Genomic DNA, 2,800 nt, shown 5'->3' with positions numbered 1-2,800 from the left:
CTTTGCTACTTAGCATCCGACGTTTGAGTTCTGATGCCGGCAAGGTGTCGCTTACTTGAATCTTTCTCATCACTACCTCCAGTGATATGAATACAGAGACAGGATAATCAATTCTAGTATTTATGCAAGCGAAATGGTATCAGTCCAAAATTCAGCTTGGCCTGCGCCGCGCCCGCGAGCACAAGCAACACAGCCAGAATTATCAGTGTTTTTTTCATGGTTTTCTCCCTGAACGCGTTTGGGAACTTCAGGAGTTCCGAAACATCAGTTAACAACTAACGGGCATCTGTGTTTTTGGTCAAGTCTTTTCCCACTTCGCGCCGATGGCTGCCGGCCGGCCGAGATTTCGCTTGACGCCTGAGCGCTTTGCCGCCCCGATGAAACCATTGATGGTCAAACTGAGAAACTAACCAAAGAGGTGGCAAATGCAGATATCGGAATTGCTTGCCCTGCTGGAAACTAAGGCTCCGGCGTCCCTTGCCCTGGAGTGGGACAATGTGGGCCTGCTGCTGGGGGATGGCTCCAGAGATTTTCACAAGGCGCTGATAACCCTGGACGTTACTCCTAACGCGGTTGACAAGGCCCTGGAAATCGGGGCGGATCTGATCCTGTCCCACCATCCGCTGATTTTCAGGCCCCTGAAGCGCATTGGTGACCCTCTGCTGCTTAAGCTTGCTGAAAACAGGATCGCCGTTATCTGTCTGCACACCAATCTGGATGTGGCGGCGGACGGAGTGAACCAGGCCCTGGCGGAAAAACTTGGGTTGCGGGTTACGGGCCTGCTCAACAGCGAACAGGGCGGCAAATGGCATCATCTTTCCGTAACCGTCCCGATCGGCCACACGAACAAGGTGGCGGAGGCGGTTTTCGCGGCCGGGGGAGGCAGGATCGGCAACTACAGCTCCTGTTCTACCCGGCACCGCATCACCGGAACCTATGAATCCGGCGAGGGCGCCAAACCCTTCATTCCCGGTGATCCAGGCCAGCCCCGGACCACCGTTTCGGAAGAAGAGCTGGAATTCATGGTGGACGAAGCCTCGTTGGGGCCGGTGATCGCGGCTGTGAAAAGCGTCCATCCTTATGAAACTCCGCTGATCTACTGGTTTCCCGTGGCCAGCCCCAATCCAGGCCATGGCCTCGGTTTGGTCGGCAATTTGCCAGCCGCCATGCCCTTGGGCGAAATCGCGCAACTGGTCTCGGAACGCCTGCGCTGCCCCCATCCGAAGCTCTGGACCGCGGGCCTTGACCCCGGCACAAGAATAGAGAGGGTCGCGGTTTGCGGCGGAGCCGGGGCCTCAGTGCTGAAGAACGCTGAGGGTAGCGCCGGACTCTTCATCAGCGGCGACATCAGCTATCACGCGCTGCTGGAATCGCGCATCCCGGTTATCGACGCCGGGCACTTCTTCACAGAATACCCTGTGCTGGAAACGCTGCGGCGCTGGCTGACGGGATGGAACCTGCCCTGTGAGGTCCTGCCGCTGGAAGAGCACGAATACTGGCGGCAGATGCTGGATACTGGGGCGATTCCCATAAGCGAATGATTTTCTCGGAGGGATGAAGCTCCGCGGATTTCTTTTGCCAATGCCGTTCTGTGGGGGATTGGAAGGAGGAAGACAAGGCTCCCTTTCAAGCCCGGTGGGCAAAGCCGGACGCCGCTACCCGCACAGGCTGTAGCAGTATCGCCAGCAAAAAAGTTGGCGGAGAGGCTGGTGTCGAGCGAGGAACGAGCATCGACGACAGCAACACTTCCTATAGTCCAAGCCCGCAGGCTCGCTGGACTCCAGGCTCCAACAGCATTGACACAGCAGTCTTTCCTGTCGTTCAATCCGTTGATCTTCCTGTCGTCCATGCTCACTGCGTTCCCTGTACGCCAGCCTGTGCCGGAGCGAAGCGATGCTGTCTGGCCGTTAAGGCCCTGTCAGGAATTCCTGATGCGCCTCCCGCACAATGCCCGCATTTGATGCGGGGATTATGTGAGGGGCGTGGGAGGGGCATGGTCTCGGGCGTTAAGGGTGGGACAGTCAGGACATTGCCGTGGGTAAGCAGTTATGGCTTTCTTTAAAATCAAGTGGATGAGGACCCTAAACCGGAAAACAACCAGAAGGGTTTTACATTGGGATGATAATAGGCCGTCACTTATACCTGTCATCATAGGCTATATTAATTGTTATGATTGAACTTACAATAGGTTTTACGATTACTGAATTAATCAATCAGGAATTGATATATCTTCTCTCCTTTGAAAATAATATAGGGTTTTACCTGAATGTGACTTGGTTTTACCTGAATGTGACTTATCATAGTCCGTACAGCCGTCAAACTCTGATCTACTAATCCTAGAGAAATAATACGAGGCAAGTATAATAGCTCCGTTTAACAATATTAACAAACAAATAGGTGAAAGGTATGTCAGAGTTTTTAACACAGGGAGTAATGCTGAGACAACTTCATTTACCTGTTTACGGGATAGTAATAAAAAGAACCAAAAATTAACCGACATTAGCCATAACAATACATTAGACAAAGCTACAAAAACGTTAATTTTCGAGACGGAAAATGGGAATGACCCAAGACATTTCTGTTCAAATATTTTCCTTTGGGGTATCTTGTAATCAGATAGGATAGTTTTATATGAAGGTCCAATAATCTCATTCTCAAGAAAGTTGATCTGGTACTCCCAATTCGGTAGTGTCTCAAAGGTTGGTGTAAATTGGAGTCAGCCAGATGAAGAAAAAGGTTGAGCCGGATCCCACTCATTGTTTTGATGGTTTTAATCCAATAACTAAAGAACAAGGAGAAG

The 2,800-nt window shown here is 51.5% G+C and carries 1 pseudogene; it reads left to right on the top strand.

The features are described from left to right. Positions 1 to 425: 425 nt before the first annotated feature. Positions 426 to 1,541: pseudogene (locus tag GX466_02240) on the top strand (Nif3-like dinuclear metal center hexameric protein). The last annotated feature ends 1,259 nt before the right edge of the window (positions 1,542 to 2,800 follow it).

The sequence above is a fragment of the Candidatus Cloacimonadota bacterium genome (genome assembly GCA_012516855.1).
In the GTDB taxonomy this organism is placed as follows: Bacteria; Cloacimonadota; Cloacimonadia; order Cloacimonadales; family Cloacimonadaceae; genus Syntrophosphaera.
This window is presented reverse-complemented; position numbering and strand designations above follow the sequence as displayed.